This window comes from Corynebacterium sp. Marseille-P4321, from assembly GCF_903645305.1.
Taxonomy (GTDB): domain Bacteria; phylum Actinomycetota; class Actinomycetes; order Mycobacteriales; family Mycobacteriaceae; genus Corynebacterium.
Genome location: NZ_CAHJXO010000002.1, coordinates 477875 through 490548 on the forward strand (window position 1 = coordinate 477875; position 12674 = coordinate 490548).

The window sequence follows — 12674 nt, forward strand, 5'->3', positions numbered from 1 at the left end:
CACGTCTGAACTGGGCGTTTACGGGGCGTTTACGGGGCGATTACGTGGCTAATACGTGTCGACTCGGCGGTGCCACGCAGTTAGCTGGCGCGGGCGCCGTAGCCGTCGTCGAGACCGTCGCGGTCGTGGTCACCGTCGCCGTCGTGGTCGGCGCCAAAGCGACCACCAGAGCGACCACCGAAGCGTCCGGCGCCGAAGCGCTCGCGGTCGTTGGTGTCGCCGTAAGGCGTCGGGGCCTCAGTCGGGCGGGCGGTGGGCAATGCCGAGAAGTCCGGGTGCTCGTCGTCGAGGTCAACCACGGTGGACGCGCCGCGGCGGGAGCGCCGGACCTGCTCCGACTCCGCGGTCACTACACCCAGGCGGGCGCGGCGCAGCTGGCGCAGGCGACGCTCGCGAAGCGCACGCTCCTGCAGCACGACGCGTCGCAGCGCCACCATGAACCACACCGTCAGTCCAACGGCAATTGCGGGAAGTGCCCAGGTCCAACCGCCAGCTACAAATGCGACGACGAAGGTCACAACACACGCTGCGATCAGCGCAAGCAGTGTGCGCTGGCGGCGCTGGAAACGGGTGGCTGTGGTGGTGAGCTCGCGCTCCGGGTCGTAGCCGCCGCGGCCACGGCGGGCAGCGGCGAAGGCCAGGTCGTCCTCGTCTGCCTCGACACTGGTCTCAGCCTCAGGATCGGCTTCAGCGTCAGCGTCGGTTTCCGCATCGGGGCCAGCGTCGGCGTCGAGCACTTCGCCGTCTACGTCCTCGAGTCCTTCTTCAGTCTCCGCGTTGGCAACCGCAGCCTCGTCGACCGCGTCCCCATCCGCCTCGGGTTCATTTGCGGCGTACCCGTAGTCCTCCGGCCCGGCGTAGGACTCCTCGAGGTCGTAGCGCTCCTGCTCGTCCTCCAGGCCCTGCTCTTGCTCCGTGTCCTGCAGCACGGAGATCGCGGTGGAGCCGGAGGAGGCAGCGGCGGCGACATCGGCGTCAACCGAAGCGTCGTCAGCCGTAGCATCAGCCTCGACCTCGTCCTCGTCATTGACCTCGTCCTCGACGTGCTCGATCACTTCGCCGTCGATGTGCGCGGGAGCCTCCGCCGGCTCGTCGGCGGCGTGTTCGCGTTGGGGGAAGATGCGTAGGGCGGGAGCATCGTCGATAAGCACTTGCTCCTCCTCGACTGCCTCGACGAGCTCGTAGTCATCCTCCTCGCCGTGGCGGTGGATGTCGGCGGCCGTGAGCTTCGGCCGGCGCCGCGTGGGCATCGGTGCGGTGCCGCCTTCGTGCAGCACGCGCGTTTCTTCGTAGCCTTCGCCGGAGCGGCGGATCGGCTTGCTGTTGCCTACCGCGAGCGGGGCTAAAACGATGATCCACACAACGAGGATCAGGACGATCATAAGGCTCGGGCTGCCCACTGAGGTGCCACCTTTCCGCAGGATAGTGAGTTGAACCCCAACGCTATAAGGGCAATTGCTTATCGACGGCCCGGCGCGCCGACCTCCCCGCGAAAATTCACCGTTATTTCAGGTTCCCGGCGCGGCGCTGCCGCTCGACTGCGGGCACCTTGAAGTCGTCGGCGTTTAAGGCGACGAAGTGGTGGTCGCGCCACGCGCCGTCGATGTGCAGGTTGCGGCGCATGTAGCCCTCCTCGACGAACCCGTTGGCCTCAAGCACCCGCCCCGAGGCCGGGTTGTACGGCAGGTAGGTCGCGGTGACGCGGTGCATGCCCACACGGTGAAAGGCGTGGTCCACGCCGAGCGCGCACGCGGCTGTAGCTACGCCGCGGCCCATGTACGGCGAGTGGACCCAGTAGCCGATCCAGCACTCGGACACGATGCCGTGCTGGATGTTGCCCAGGGTGACTTGGCCCGCGAAGTGGCCTTCGACCTCGATGACCATCGGCACTACGTGGCCCCTGCCGGCCATGCGCTTCAGGTTGAGCCAGTTGTTGCGCCACGCCGTGTAGCTGTGGGCGGACTCCCAGGTGCCGTCGACGGTGGGCTCGACGGGTTTGAGCCAGGCCTCGTCCACGATGCGGCAGCCGCACCACGCGTCGCCGTCGGAGGCGCGCAGCGGGCGCAGGTGCATGCGTTCGCCGCTGCGCAGGATGACCTGCGGGGTGCTCTCGGGCCAGCCCGGGGTGGGCTCGCGGAAAAGGTCCAACATGGCGCTTCGCTGCTAGCTGCGCTGGCGGAGGAACTCGACGTCCACAACCTCGCCCGGGCGGATGTGCGTGACGTCCTCCGGGATGTGGATGATGGCGTTGGCCTCCGCGAACCCGGCTAGAAGGTGGGTTGGGCCAGCGGAGAGCGAGCTGAGCGATTCCACCAGGTAGTCGCCGGTGTCAGCGTCGCGCATCAGCTTGGCACGCACGTAGCCGCGGCGCCCGGCGATCGAATCGATGGGGCGCATGGAACGCGCAGGCACCGTGCGCCGCGACAACGCGGACTTGCCCAGCGAGCGGCGGATGGCGGGGCGCACGATGGCCTCCGCGATCACAAGGGCCGCCACCGGGTTGTTCGGCAGCAGGAACGTGGGGATGCGCTCCTCCCCCAGCAGCCCGAAGCCCTGGACGGACCCGGGGTGCATGGCCACGCGAGCGGTGTCGATTTCACCGAGCTCGCGCAGGATGTCCTGCAGCGGCGCCGCGCCGGAACCGCCCACCGCGCCGGTGACGATGATCACCTCGCTGCGCGCGATCTGGGTATTGAGCGTCTCGCGCAACTGACGCGGTTCGGCGTTCATGATGCCCACGCGGCTGACATCCGCGCCCGCTTCCTTCGCGGCCGCGGCCACCACGTAGGAGGCGATGTCATAGACCTGCCCCTGGCCGGGCTCGCGCTCCAGGTCGACCAGCTCAAGGCCGTAGGACAGCACGGTCACGCGCGGACGCGGGTAGACGAGCACCTTGTCGCGCCCCGCGGCAGCGGCCAAGCCAATCTGCGCAGGCCCGAGCACCGCGCCCTGGCGTACGGCAACGTCGCCGGGCTGGATGTCCGCGCCGGGCGCGCGTACGAAATCTCCGGTGGCCACCGGGCGTTGCGGGGTGACACGCCTGCGGCCGCGGTCGGTCCACTCCAGCGGCAGCACCGCGTCGGCGAGGGTGGGAAGTGGCGCGCCTGTTGCCACGCGCACCGCCTGGCGCGGCTGCAGCCGCAGCGGCTTTTGCGAACCCGCGGGCACCTCCCCCACCACCGGCAGCGATTGCTCGCGGGCGGGCTGGGGCGCCCCAGGGGCAGCAGGGGCAGCAGGGGCAGTAGCAGCAATAGCGTCAGCGTCGCCGTCCTCGTCAGGCGCGGTGCGCGGGCGCAAGCCCACGGCCCCACCGACGTCCACGGCGCGCACCGCGAAGCCGTCGACAGCCGCCTGCGCGAAACCCGGCACGGGGTGCGAGGCGGTGACTTCCTCGGCGCACATCAAGCCGAGCGCGTCGGTCAGCGACGCCCGGATCGGCTCCGGCACCACCGCCGCATCAACCACCATTGCAAGCTGCTCATCAACGCTGCGCATGGCTTAAACCTTAATTAGCCGCGGGCCTGAAACCGCGTCTGAAACTCCGACGCCGCCTCAGGGTGCTCCGCCTCGTACTCCGCGATGATGCGCTTGAGCACCGGGTAGAGCGCCGGTCCGTACTTTTCGTCGTGTAGGCCGAAGTCCACGTTCGCCGGGATGTAGCCGCCCGGGTTGCCAAGGTCGTGGCGCTTGCCCACGTGCACCACCACGTGCACGGGGTGACCTTCGGAGATCATCAGCTCGATCGCGTCGGTGAGCTGCAGCTCCCCACCCTTGCCGGGCGTGATGCGGCGCAACGCGTCGAACACTGCGCGGTCAAGCAGGTAGCGGCCCGTGGCCACCAGGGTGGACGGCGCGTCCTCCACCGCCGGCTTTTCCACCATGCCTCGCACGCGTTTGACCTCGAAGCCTTCGAACTGCGCGTCGCCCTCAGCCCCCGCGACGTCCTCAACGTCCTCAACATCAAAGACGCCGTAGTTGAACACCTCCTCGCGCTCAACGTTGAAGGCGCACAGCACCGAGCCGCCGAGGGCTTCGCGCACGCGCACCATCTTCTCCATCACGCCTGCGGGCAGCACGAGGTCGTCAGGCAGCATGACGGCCACCACGTCTTCGTCGTCGCCCAGCGCTGATTCCGCGCAGCCCACCGCGTGGCCGAGGCCGAGCGGGGCGTCTTGGGTGACCGCCACAGCGTCGATAAGCCCGTTCGCGCGGCTAACCTTGTCCGCCTGCTCCTGCTTACCGCGCTCGAGCAGCCGGTCGCGCAGCTCGTCGAATTCGCCGAAGTGGCGCATGATCTCCTGCTTGTTCGGCGCGACCACCACGGCCAGGCGCTGCGCGCCCAGTGCCGCGGCTTCCTCGGCGATCAGCTCAATGCCCGGCGTGTCTACAACAGGCAGCAGCTCCTTCGGCACAGTCTTCGTGGCCGGCAGGAAGCGGGTCCCCATCCCCGCGGCCGGCACCACCACGGTCTTCACGCCGTGGCCGGTGGGCTGTTCAGTAGAATTCTGCATAAGTAGCAAGCTTAGCGTCCAGCACCCGCCTAGCCGCGTGCGACTCGAGAGGAAAGGCGGTCCAATGGTTTCGAAGGAAAGCATGCGGTCGGCCCACGTCGCGGCACGCAAGGGGTTGCGGCAGGAGCAGAAGCAGCTTTACGACGCGGCCGTGGCCACCCACACCCTCGCATGCATCTCCGCCTGCGGGGCCGACGGCACGAATGTCGCCGCGTACAACCCGCTGCCCTCAGAACCCGGGCCTGCCGATTTCGCGGCGCGGCTGGCTACTCACGCCCGCACCGTGTGGCTGCCCATCTCGCTCGCGCAAGGCCGCCTCGCGTGGTCGGAGGCAGGCGGTGGCGCGGACGCTTCTGTCGCGGGCGCGCTCGGGGTGACGGAACCAACCGGACCGCGGTTTACCTCCGCGGTGCTGCGTTCCTGCGGTCTCATTGTCGTTCCTGCACTCGCCGTGGATTCCCACGGCATGCGCTTGGGCAAGGGCGCGGGCTACTACGACCGGGCCCTTACTTCGCTCGGTGAGCCGGGCGGGCGCCGCGTGCCGGTTGCCGCCGTGGTGTATGCAGACGAAGTCGTGGACTGCGTCCCGCACGACGCCCACGACGTTCCGGTCGACGCCGTGATTACCCAGGACGGGTTCTACTTCCTGTAAAGCCCGCCGTTTTTCGTGGTGCGAGGGAACCGGGGCAGGCGCGCGAGCGTCCAAAACACATGGACATCTCCACACGCCTTGAAAAGTTCACCGACCAACTGCGCACACCCGGCCACCGCCGCTCCGTGATTCTGCGGCGCGCGTTAGCTCTCGCACTCCTCGTCGCCGCCTTGGGCAGCGCTCTCATCAACGCCGCCCACGCAGACCCGTACGTAGTCACCTTCGCGCGCGAGGTCGCACCCGGCACCACGCTTTCCGCCGACGACCTGGAGCTGCGCCGCCTCCCGCCCGACATGGTGCCGGAGAACGCGCTGCGCGAGACCGCGCTCGCCGAGGGCCAGCTGCTTGCCGCCGCAGCCGCCCGCGGCGAGGTGGTCACCACGACCCGACTCGTCGGACCGGATCTCTCCGCCGCGCTACTCGCCGATGCGCCACCTGGCGAGCCGTTCTCCATGGTTCCAGTGCCGCTCGCCGAACCCGACATCATCCCCCTGATGCACCACGGCGCCCAGGTAGACGTGGTCGGCCAGGGCCCGCGCGTGGTTGCCACTGGCGGCAAGGTGGTTACCACCGGCGATGAGGGCACCGTGCTGGTGTTGCTGCGCCAGTCTGAGGCCTCCGCGGTTGCGGCGGCGTCGCTGGGCGAGCCTTTGACCCTCGTGTTGAGCGGGGCCGCGCCACCCCCTACGATCCCCTAACATGCTTCAAGGCTTCAAAGACTTCATCCTGCGCGGCAACGTCATCGACATGGCGGTCGGCGTGGTCATCGGCGCCGCTTTCACGGCCGTGGTCACGTCGTTCTCCGACGCGATCATCAACCCCCTCGTCGCCTCCATCGGCGGCGTGGACTTCAGCGACGACGGGCTGGGCTTCCGCATCATCCCGGGCAACAACGCCACCTTCGTCAATTTCGGCGCCGTAATCACCGCAGTGATCAACTTCCTGCTCATCGCCGCCGTGATCTACTTTGTGCTCATCGTCCCGCGCAACAAGATCGAGGCCTTCGAAAAGGAACGCCGCGGCATCGACAAGGAAACCCCAGAACCCACGGACACTGAGCTGCTCACCGAAATCCGCGACCTGCTCGCCAGCAAGCAGCAGGGCACCCCCGGCGCGCCGACTCAGTCGCCGTAGTGCGGCGGCCGCTCGGCCTCGTAAAACTCGCGGCCGGTCAGCGCCTCCTCCGCGTCGTCGTCCAGCACGACGTCGCGCACCGAGTCGAGGGAGCTATTGCTTATCGACGCATCCTTGGCCGGCCTATCCGCCTGACGGTCATAGTCCACCGGTGACTTACGCGCTGCGCGTCGTCGTTGCCGCACTCCGTTGCCTTCCACCAGCTGCCAGGCTAAACGCTGTGGCGGTTGAGCTCATCGATGAGGTGGGCGACGAGCGGAGCCATCGTCGATACGCCATCGCGAATCGCCTGTCGCGAAGACGCGAGGTTGACCACCACCGTCGAACCGGACACGCCGCAGATGCCGCGGGAGGTGCAGGCGTCCACCGCGCCGCACGCCTGGCCCGAGGAGCGGATCGCCTGGCCCACGCCCGGCACCATCGTGTCGATCACCGCGCGGGTAGCCTCCGGCGTCTTGTCGCGCGCGCCCACGCCGGTGCCGCCCAGGGTGAGCACGAGATCCACCCCGCCGACCACGCCGGTCTCAATCGCTTTGCGGATCTCGGACTTCTTCGACTTCACGCGCACCACGCCGTCGATCTGAAAGCCGAACTCCTCCAGCAGCTCCACCACCATCTGGTCGGTGTTGTCGCCCGGCGCGTCGTAGCGCCTATCGCCCACCAGCACGACAATCGCGCACGGCTGACTGGGGGTATCGCTTTCCAGCTCGCGCAAAGTGGCGTCGTCCGGCTCGGAAAAGTCCAGAGTGTCGAACAGTTCGGGCATGGGTGCAGCTCCCGTCAAATGGGTGGTGTGCGTGGACCGGTAAGTGGGTTTTCCCTGTGATGAACTTACTCTGAACTCAAGGTCACATCTACCGGAATGGGCGCATTTTCTCCTTCGCGCTCCACCTGCAAGGTGACCGTCTGCCCGAAGTCCTGCGAACGGGTGGCTGCAATGAGTGCGTCCGCCGAATCGATGGGCCTGTCGTCAAGGCGCGTAATCACGTCGCCCGGGACCAGACCTGCATCATCGGCCGGGCTGCCCGGCTCGACGCCCGCCACGACGGCGCCGCCCGTGGTGTCCTGCATGATGGATACCTGCACGCCCAGCATCGGCTGGCTTGCCTGGCCGTTCTGGATGAGCTGGTCCGCTACGCGTTTGGCGAAGTTCGACGGGATAGCAAACCCGAGGCCGATGGAACCTGCTTGGCCCTGCGAGCCGAAGCCGCCGGTGGACAGCGACGCAATCACGGAGTTCATCCCGATGAGGTTGCCGTTCATATCCACCAAAGGGCCACCGGAGTTACCTGGGTTGATCGCGGCGTCGGTCTGGATGCCGTCCATCAGGGAGCTTTCTCCCCCGCCCTGCGACGCACGCACCGGGCGGTTCAGCGCCGAAACGATACCGGTGGTCACCGTCGCGGAGAGCCCCAGCGGCGAACCAACCGCTACCACCTGCTGGCCCACTCTCAGGTCGTCGGAGTTGCCGAACTGGATCACCGGCAGGTTGTCCACGCCCTCAATCTTGATCACACCGACATCGGTGTTCACATCGGAGGCGACGAATGCGGCCGGGTGGCGGGAGCCGTCGTTAAGCGTGACCATGATCTCGGCGCGCGGGTCCTGCGCATCCGCGATGACGTGGTGGTTGGTCAACACATACCCGTCGGAGGAAATGATGGAGCCGGAACCCTCCGCCCCACCGCGCAACGTGCCCACCTCGATGGACACCACAGCCGGCAGCACGTTCGCCGCGACCTGCTCCACCGAGCCCTCCGGTGCCTCGGCCGGCTTGGCCACGCTCGGGTTCTCCAGCGCGTTTTCCGGCTCCTTCGTTTCAGCGCCACCGAGGCCGCCGAAGCCGCCGCTTCCCGCAGTGCCCGCGAGGTAACCGGCACCCGCCCCGGCTAGCAGCGCGGTGACAAGCGCCACCGCGAACGCGGTTCCCGCCCCGCCGCGCTGCTTCTTCTGCGGCTTCGGCGGTTGTTGGGGCTGGGTCTGCGCCACCGGGGGAACCTCGTACTGTGGCTGCGTGTACCGCTGGTCCTGCGGCTCCTCATAACGGGGAAAGCTCGAGGTGTCGCCGTTTTGGGCAGGGTCGCGGGGAGGAAACGCATTAGTCATAAGGGACGAGTATGCCCCACCCCGCTGTGCCCGCACTTATGGGCCGACCAATCAAGACGTAACAGTTTCTGTGCGTTTGCTGGACAGGTTTAGCTGTAGCTCTTCTTCGGGATGACCTTCAACGTCGTTCCAGCCTGCGCCGCGTCCCCCTCGCCTTCGCCGCTGCTGTCGTCGGCCTCAGGGGCTTTGCCTGGGAACACTACGCGGAAGCGGGCACCGCCGTCGTCGGACTCCTCCGCCACAATCGTCGCGCCGTGCCGCTCACACACCTGCTTCACAATCGCCAGGCCGAGACCAGAGCCCGGCATAGAGCGGGACTCCGGCGCGCGGTAAAAACGCTCGAACACTTTCGCGCGCTGCTCCGGGGCGATGCCGGGCCCGGAGTCGTCGACAATAAGCACTGCGTTTCGCGTGGCCGCCTTGAGCGAAACGCGCACCGTACCGCCCTTCGGCGACCACTTCGCGGCGTTATCGATGAGGTTGAGCGGGGCGCGACCCATGGCGAAGCGGTCGCCGTGAATCACCCAGGGATCGGCGTGGAACTGGAACGTCACATCCGGCCGGCGGCGGCGCACCCGGTCGACCGCTTCTTCGAGCACCTCGTCCAACCTGAAATCTTCCGGCTCGGTACCGCGCATAGCCTCGTCGCGCGCGAGATCCACAAGGTCGCCGATGAGGATGGACATCTCCTCCATCTGGGCGAGCACATCACGCTCCAGATCCGCGCGGTCCTGCGCAGAAATCTGGTCCTGCTGGCCGGAGTTATACAGCATCATCAGCAACTCAATGTTGGTGCGCATCGAAGTCAGTGGCGTCTTCAGCTCGTGGCTCGCGTCGGCAACCAGCTGCGCCTGCTGCGTCTTCGATTCCTCAAGCGTGCGGATCATGGTGTTCACCGAGGAGGTGATCTGCGCGAACTCATCGTCGCCTTCCACAGGCAGCTGGGCGAGCTCGTCCGACTCGTTGGCCTCGTCGATGGCGTGGTGCAGGCGCCGCACCGGCCGCAGGCCCACCGCTGAGATCAACGCGCCGGCCGCCCACGCAAGCAGGCCGCCCGCGCCCGCGATCACCAGCGAGGCCGCCCCCCAGCTGCCGGAGACGAGATTCAACGGATCCGTCGGCTGCGACATCGCAACCGTGACCCCCTCCGTCGTGCGACGGGCGACGGTGCGCTGCCCGCTGTAAGTGTGCTCCGAGATCTCGTCGCCAGTAGATGCCTTCATGTACGGCCCCGCCACCGGCACCGGATCTCCGTAAAACACGTCGGAACCCTTCGGCGAGGCAGCCACCTTTACCCGCGGGTTTGCGCGGCGGAACGCCTCCACTTCGGCGCGTACCTGTGCGGGCTCCGTGATGTCGTCCTGCGTCAGCTGCGCCGCGAGACCGTACGTCTTGGTCTGCAAATCCGCGTCGATCATGTCCATGCGCGTCGTGGCGGACAGCCAGAACGCGAGGCTGGTGGACAACAAGATCACCACGGCCACAATGCAGCTGGCCAACACAGCCAGCTTCAAACGCAGCGATTGCCCCGCTCCGGGCTGGTGCGGGGCTTGCTCGCCGTCGTAGCGGCGCAAGATCACGGGGCAGTCTCCCGCAGCACGTAACCCACACCGCGCACGGTATGGATCAAGCGGGACTCACCGCCCGCCTCAGTCTTGCGGCGCAGGTAGCCGATGTACACCTCGAGCGCATTGCCCGAAGTCGGGAAGTCGTAACCCCACACCTCTTCCAAAATGGTTTGGCGGGCCAGCACGTGCCGCGGGTTCTGCATCAACAGGTGCAGCAGCGCGAACTCCGTGCGAGTCAGCGAGATCGCGCGGCCGCCGCGGGTGACGTCGCGCGTGGAGGTGTCCATCACCAAATCCTCGAACTGCAGGCGCGTCTGCTCCGGCTCCGCGTTCTTCTTCGCGTCCGTGCGCGCGCGGCGCAGCAGGGATCCGACGCGGGCCAACAGCTCCTCCAACGCGAACGGCTTCGCCAGGTAATCGTCCGCGCCGGCGTCCAGGCCCGCAACACGGTCGGACACGCTATCACGCGCAGTGAGCATGAGAATCGGTCCCTCATACCCCGAAGAGCGCAGGGTACGGCACACGCCGAACCCGTCCAGCTTGGGCATCATGAGGTCCAAGATGGTCAGATCCGGCTGTTCCTGGCGGATCTGGTCGAGCGCGTCCTCGCCGTCTTCAGCGAGCACTACGTCGTACCCGTTGAAACGCAGCGAGCGGCGGAGCGACTCGCGCACCGCCTGCTCGTCATCAGCTACGAGAATTTTCATAGGGATATTATGACTTATTTTTTCTTTAGTGTTGGTTAGTTATAAAAAATACCGGACACCTGTTAACGGTGACCGGCATGTGCGCCGCGCAGATCAGCCTGAGCGGCGCGGTCGGCTTAGAACTGCTCGACGTCGATAAGCCCAGCCTGTGCAGCCTTGACCAGGCGGCGCGGGATCTGCACCTCGCGGCCGTCGACCTTCACGTTGACCAGATCCGGGTTGTTGGCCTTCCACTGCGCGCGGCGAGTGCGGGTATTCGCGCGGGACTTCCTGAACTTGGGTGTTGCCATTGTGTTTCTCCTTTACGCCCTGTTGTGTACCTGTTAGTTGGAGGCCTTCTTCTTGCGGCGGGCCATGCCACCGAAGCGCTGGTTGAACTTCTCAACGCGGCCAGCGGTATCCATGAGACGCTGGGCGCCGGTCCAGAACGGGTGCGACTCGGAGGTCACGTCGACAACCACGAGCGGGTACTCGTTGCCGTCCTCCCACTGCTCCGTGCGGTCGGAGGTCAGGGTGGAACGCGTCAGGAACTTGTGGCCAGTGTTCGCGTCCTGGAAAATCACCGGGTGGTAATCCGGGTGGATCTCATTCTTCATGTGTATTCGTCTCCCTCAGGATTGAACTTCAGGTCGGTTCCGCGTGCCGCGGATCGTGCCTGAGTTGGGTGCGAAATGTCTTCTCGCCCGGCGGATGCCGGACAACCTGCAGTATCCTACTGGGAGAACCACGCATCTCCTAATCGGACCAGTTGCTTAGCGGTTGCTTATCGACGGCTCCGCGGAACCACCAAAGCGTTGCGGAGCGAAAACGATTAGGTTTCTCGGGGCTGAACCGGTAGGGTTGTCTTCCGCTGTTGTCGAAGTACACGTATACGCCTACGTCAACCGATTACGCATGCACCGGTGACGGGCCCTCACCCCGTCAGTATCCAGGTGCTTTGTTGTTTTGTGGTCGATTGCGTGGGCGGCAGAAGATTTAAGGAAGTGAACCCATGTCGGCACATTGCCAGGTCACGGGAAAGAAGCCGTCGTTCGGCAAAACCGTGTCCCACTCGCACCGCCGCCACTCGCGCCGTTGGAACCCCAACGTGCAGAAGCGCCGGTTCTACCTGCCCTCTGAGGGCCGCACCATCACCCTGAACGTTTCCACGAAGGGCCTGAAGATCATTGACCGCGACGGCATCGAGTCTGTCGTGGCACAGATCCGCGCACGAGGTGAGAAGATCTAATGGCACGTAACGATATCCGCCCGATCATCAAGCTGAAGTCCACTGCGGGCACCGGCTACACCTACGTCACCCGCAAGAACAAGCGAAACAACCCGGATCGCATCACGCTGAAGAAGTACGACCCGGTTGTTCGCAAGCACGTCGAATTCCGCGAGGAGCGATAATCAATGGCAAAGAAGTCCAAGATCGCTAAGAACGAACAGCGCAAGGAGATCGTCGCTCGCTACGCGGAACGCCGCCGGGAGCTCAAGGCGATCATCAACAACCCGGAGTCTTCGGACGAGGAGCGTCTCGACGCTCAGTTCGAGCTCAACCGCCAGCCACGCGACGCCTCCCCGGTGCGCGTGCGTAACCGCGACTCGCGTGATGGCCGCCCCCGCGGCTACCTGCGCAAGTTCGGTGTGTCCCGTGTCCGTATGCGCGAGATGGCTCACCGCGGTGAGCTGCCTGGCGTCCGTAAGTCTTCGTGGTAAGGAGGACCGAGAATGAAGCGCAACAACCAGCGCAAGCCGCGCATGGAGCAGTCCCGCCGCCCGAAGAAGAACCCGCTCAAGGCGAAGGGCATTGAGAAGGTCGACTACAAGGATGTTGAGACCCTGCGTCTTTTCATCTCCGACCGTCACAAGATCCGTTCCCGCCGCGTGACGGGTCTGACTCCGCAGCAGCAGCGCCAGGTCGCTACCGCTGTGAAGAACGCGCGCGAGATGGCTCTTCTGCCGTTCACCACCCGCTAAATAGCAGGTTGACGATGACAGCGTAGAGTTCTTT

The 12674-nt window shown here is 66.1% G+C and carries 18 protein-coding genes; 7 read left to right on the top strand and 11 right to left on the bottom strand.

What is annotated here, in order from left to right:
- Nucleotides 1-80 precede the first annotated feature (80 nt).
- The 4 genes from glpR to HWX32_RS07585 all read right to left on the bottom strand — a co-directional run bounded on the left by glpR (nt 81) and on the right by HWX32_RS07585 (nt 4511).
- Nucleotides 81-1400 (bottom strand): gephyrin-like molybdotransferase receptor GlpR, encoded by a 1320-nt coding sequence (glpR, locus tag HWX32_RS07570; RefSeq protein WP_175935389.1) that lies wholly within the window; start codon nt 1398-1400, stop codon nt 81-83.
- Nucleotides 1401-1503: 103 nt separating this feature from the next.
- Nucleotides 1504-2151, bottom strand: coding sequence for a GNAT family N-acetyltransferase (locus tag HWX32_RS07575; protein ID WP_175935390.1), 648 nt, complete (start codon nt 2149-2151; stop codon nt 1504-1506).
- A gap of 12 nt (nt 2152-2163) precedes the next feature.
- Nucleotides 2164-3495, bottom strand: coding sequence for a gephyrin-like molybdotransferase Glp (gene glp / locus HWX32_RS07580; protein ID WP_175935391.1), 1332 nt, complete (start codon nt 3493-3495; stop codon nt 2164-2166).
- A 14-nt stretch (nt 3496-3509) separates the two neighbouring features.
- Nucleotides 3510-4511 (bottom strand): UTP--glucose-1-phosphate uridylyltransferase, encoded by a 1002-nt coding sequence (locus tag HWX32_RS07585; RefSeq protein ID WP_175935392.1) that lies wholly within the window; start codon nt 4509-4511, stop codon nt 3510-3512.
- A gap of 64 nt (nt 4512-4575) precedes the next feature.
- On the opposite strand from HWX32_RS07585, the gene HWX32_RS07590 reads away from it, so the two are divergent.
- The 3 genes from HWX32_RS07590 to mscL are packed head-to-tail and all read left to right on the top strand — an operon-like array spanning nt 4576 to nt 6297.
- Nucleotides 4576-5163, top strand: a complete 588-nt coding sequence (locus HWX32_RS07590) for a 5-formyltetrahydrofolate cyclo-ligase (protein ID WP_175935393.1) — start codon at nt 4576-4578, stop codon at nt 5161-5163.
- Between the two features lie 59 nt (nt 5164-5222).
- Nucleotides 5223-5861: an SAF domain-containing protein gene (locus tag HWX32_RS07595; RefSeq protein WP_175935394.1), complete on the top strand. Its 639-nt coding sequence runs from the start codon at nt 5223-5225 to the stop codon at nt 5859-5861.
- A 1-nt stretch (nt 5862) separates the two neighbouring features.
- Entirely contained in the window at nt 5863-6297 is a 435-nt protein-coding gene (gene mscL, locus HWX32_RS07600) for a large conductance mechanosensitive channel protein MscL (protein WP_075466049.1), read from the top strand.
- Here the strand turns inward: mscL and HWX32_RS07605 are convergent.
- From HWX32_RS07605 to HWX32_RS07635, 7 genes are all read right to left on the bottom strand, one after another.
- Nucleotides 6285-6497, bottom strand: a complete 213-nt coding sequence (locus tag HWX32_RS07605; protein ID WP_082259692.1) for a hypothetical protein — start codon at nt 6495-6497, stop codon at nt 6285-6287. The two genes, mscL and HWX32_RS07605, sit on opposite strands and share 13 nt — an antisense overlap.
- An 11-nt stretch (nt 6498-6508) precedes the next feature.
- Complete coding sequence (locus HWX32_RS07610) at nt 6509-7063, bottom strand: molybdenum cofactor biosynthesis protein B (RefSeq protein ID WP_075466047.1); 555 nt, start codon at nt 7061-7063, stop codon at nt 6509-6511.
- 65 nt (nt 7064-7128) lie between these two features.
- Nucleotides 7129-8403 carry a S1C family serine protease gene (locus HWX32_RS07615; protein WP_175935395.1) on the bottom strand — a complete coding sequence of 425 codons (1275 nt, stop codon included), beginning with the start codon at nt 8401-8403 and terminating at the stop codon, nt 7129-7131.
- An 89-nt stretch (nt 8404-8492) separates the two neighbouring features.
- Nucleotides 8493-9983, bottom strand: coding sequence for a HAMP domain-containing sensor histidine kinase (locus HWX32_RS07620; RefSeq protein WP_175935396.1), 1491 nt, complete (start codon nt 9981-9983; stop codon nt 8493-8495).
- The gene (locus HWX32_RS07625; RefSeq protein WP_075466043.1) at nt 9980-10678 is read right to left on the bottom strand and encodes a response regulator transcription factor; all 699 of its coding nucleotides are present in this window, start codon (nt 10676-10678) and stop codon (nt 9980-9982) included. Before HWX32_RS07625 ends, HWX32_RS07620 begins: the two co-directional genes overlap by 4 nt.
- Nucleotides 10679-10794: 116 nt before the next feature.
- Entirely contained in the window at nt 10795-10968 is a 174-nt protein-coding gene (rpmF, locus tag HWX32_RS07630) for a 50S ribosomal protein L32 (protein ID WP_075466041.1), read from the bottom strand.
- Nucleotides 10969-11001: 33 nt separating this feature from the next.
- Nucleotides 11002-11274 (bottom strand): type B 50S ribosomal protein L31, encoded by a 273-nt coding sequence (locus HWX32_RS07635; protein ID WP_075466039.1) that lies wholly within the window; start codon nt 11272-11274, stop codon nt 11002-11004.
- A 395-nt stretch (nt 11275-11669) separates the two neighbouring features.
- Between HWX32_RS07635 and rpmB the strand changes: the two genes are divergently transcribed.
- Genes rpmB through rpsR form a run of 4 tightly spaced genes read left to right on the top strand, consistent with a single transcriptional unit; the run spans nt 11670 to nt 12640 of the window.
- Nucleotides 11670-11906: a 50S ribosomal protein L28 gene (gene rpmB / locus HWX32_RS07640; RefSeq protein WP_075466037.1), complete on the top strand. Its 237-nt coding sequence runs from the start codon at nt 11670-11672 to the stop codon at nt 11904-11906.
- Nucleotides 11906-12070, top strand: coding sequence for a 50S ribosomal protein L33 (rpmG, locus tag HWX32_RS07645; protein ID WP_006063179.1), 165 nt, complete (start codon nt 11906-11908; stop codon nt 12068-12070). Before rpmB ends, rpmG begins: the two co-directional genes overlap by 1 nt.
- A gap of 3 nt (nt 12071-12073) precedes the next feature.
- Entirely contained in the window at nt 12074-12379 is a 306-nt protein-coding gene (gene rpsN / locus HWX32_RS07650) for a 30S ribosomal protein S14 (RefSeq protein ID WP_075466035.1), read from the top strand.
- 12 nt (nt 12380-12391) lie between these two features.
- Nucleotides 12392-12640 carry a 30S ribosomal protein S18 gene (rpsR, locus tag HWX32_RS07655; protein WP_075466033.1) on the top strand — a complete coding sequence of 83 codons (249 nt, stop codon included), beginning with the start codon at nt 12392-12394 and terminating at the stop codon, nt 12638-12640.
- Nucleotides 12641-12674: the final 34 nt, after the last annotated feature.

Coding starts and splice junctions, on each gene's coding strand:
- HWX32_RS07575 (WP_175935390.1), bottom strand. CDS start 2,151: ATGTTGGACCTTTTCCGCGAGCCCACCCCGGGCTGGCCCGAGAGCACC.
- glp (WP_175935391.1), bottom strand. CDS start 3,495: ATGCGCAGCGTTGATGAGCAGCTTGCAATGGTGGTTGATGCGGCGGTG.
- HWX32_RS07585 (WP_175935392.1), bottom strand. CDS start 4,511: ATGCAGAATTCTACTGAACAGCCCACCGGCCACGGCGTGAAGACCGTG.
- HWX32_RS07590 (WP_175935393.1), top strand. CDS start 4,576: ATGGTTTCGAAGGAAAGCATGCGGTCGGCCCACGTCGCGGCACGCAAG.
- HWX32_RS07595 (WP_175935394.1), top strand. CDS start 5,223: ATGGACATCTCCACACGCCTTGAAAAGTTCACCGACCAACTGCGCACA.
- mscL (WP_075466049.1), top strand. CDS start 5,863: ATGCTTCAAGGCTTCAAAGACTTCATCCTGCGCGGCAACGTCATCGAC.
- HWX32_RS07610 (WP_075466047.1), bottom strand. CDS start 7,063: ATGCCCGAACTGTTCGACACTCTGGACTTTTCCGAGCCGGACGACGCC.
- HWX32_RS07615 (WP_175935395.1), bottom strand. CDS start 8,403: ATGACTAATGCGTTTCCTCCCCGCGACCCTGCCCAAAACGGCGACACC.
- HWX32_RS07625 (WP_075466043.1), bottom strand. CDS start 10,678: ATGAAAATTCTCGTAGCTGATGACGAGCAGGCGGTGCGCGAGTCGCTC.
- rpmF (WP_075466041.1), bottom strand. CDS start 10,968: ATGGCAACACCCAAGTTCAGGAAGTCCCGCGCGAATACCCGCACTCGC.
- HWX32_RS07635 (WP_075466039.1), bottom strand. CDS start 11,274: ATGAAGAATGAGATCCACCCGGATTACCACCCGGTGATTTTCCAGGAC.
- rpmB (WP_075466037.1), top strand. CDS start 11,670: ATGTCGGCACATTGCCAGGTCACGGGAAAGAAGCCGTCGTTCGGCAAA.
- rpmG (WP_006063179.1), top strand. CDS start 11,906: ATGGCACGTAACGATATCCGCCCGATCATCAAGCTGAAGTCCACTGCG.
- rpsN (WP_075466035.1), top strand. CDS start 12,074: ATGGCAAAGAAGTCCAAGATCGCTAAGAACGAACAGCGCAAGGAGATC.
- rpsR (WP_075466033.1), top strand. CDS start 12,392: ATGAAGCGCAACAACCAGCGCAAGCCGCGCATGGAGCAGTCCCGCCGC.